Below are 1135 nucleotides of genomic sequence, written 5' to 3' on the forward strand. Positions count from 1 at the left end.
GGCGGCTCCTACGGAAACTCTGCTGCAGCACCACCCGGATCACCGCCGTCGTCCGTGCCGTCGTCGCCCTCAAACTCGCCACCTGATCAAGATGCAAAAGGCTTGGGTACGCCTGGTGCGATTGTGTCGGCAGGGCGACTTCCTCTGGCCTCAGCGCGCGGCATGCGAGAGCTCGGCGGGAATGTACCGATGCGGCAGACCGCAACGCTCGTCGGCGAGATCATCGAGATTCCCGGAGTCCTTGCGCCGGCCGAGCTCGTCGAGAGCGAACGGGACGCCATCCTCGACACAGCCCCCGTCGTCCGGGCGGACGAGCGGCTGGCTATCGGACGGCCCCGAACGAGTGCTGCCGACCTCTGCACTGCAGTTTGTACGGGCTCTGCAGATCAGCTCGTACGCGGACAACCTGGGGTCCGTTCCGTCGACGGTCCCCAGCAGGGCTTCCCCGTTCTCGAAGACGGAGACCACATAGCCGGCCGGGTTGTCCTCGTCCGAAGTCATGGAGAGGTAGCAGCCGACCTCGCCCCTGCCGGACATCGGCTTCGCGTCCTACACTCCGATGGCCTCCTGCTGGGCCTCCGTGAACGTGGCTTCGCACACGGAGGTCTCGGTCACTCCGCTGGTGCTGGTGGGCGCCATGGCCACGTGCTGCCCGGAGTCCGCCTTGGCGGACGTGGCCGGCTGCTGTTCGGACGCGGCACACGCCTACGCCAGAACGGCAAGCGGCACCACGGGCCACATACGCAACTGCGGACGCTCCACTTCTCCTTGCGGGATCAAGGGGCCACGCCACAGGCGTAGCGGAGATGATCACCCTGACCAGTCGCCACTCGACGACGGGAAAGACCACTCGATTCCGGACCACGCGACCGCCCAGGGTGGCCAGATCCGATCTCCACGAACAAGAGCCACTCGGTCCTGACCCCGCGACCCGCACGGTTTCAGGAGCGTGCGCCAGCCGCGGCGCGATTCAGCCACTCCAACGCCCTCTGACCCGATCTAACTTTCTGTACGCGGTCCCCGTTCCGTAAGTTACTTGAGAGGGCGTTAAGTCCGATCTTCCTCGGTTCGTGATCGCTCGATCGTGGTACTGATCGCCACGCCGGGCACCTGCTGGGCATGCTCATGCTGAGAT

At 65.6% G+C, this 1135-nt stretch carries 1 protein-coding gene and 1 pseudogene; one reads left to right on the forward strand and one right to left on the reverse strand.

Annotation, left to right across the window (positions count from 1 at the left end; translation table 11 throughout):
• Positions 1-86, forward strand: a pseudogene (locus tag ASD33_RS35055) (IS5/IS1182 family transposase); the annotation flags it as partial.
• Between the two features lie 64 nt (positions 87-150).
• Here the strand turns inward: ASD33_RS35055 and ASD33_RS19440 are convergent.
• A complete protein-coding gene (locus tag ASD33_RS19440) occupies positions 151-537 on the reverse strand; it encodes a hypothetical protein (RefSeq protein WP_024755122.1) in 387 nt (128 codons plus the stop codon).
• Positions 538-1135 lie beyond the last annotated feature (598 nt).

It is taken from the genome of Streptomyces sp. Root1304, from assembly GCF_001426405.1.
Classification (GTDB): Bacteria; Actinomycetota; Actinomycetes; order Streptomycetales; family Streptomycetaceae; genus Streptomyces.

Excerpts from the sequence above, each read along its gene's own strand:
- ASD33_RS19440 (WP_024755122.1), bottom strand. The coding sequence starts at position 537 with ATGTCCGGCAGGGGCGAGGTCGGCTGCTACCTCTCCATGACTTCGGAC.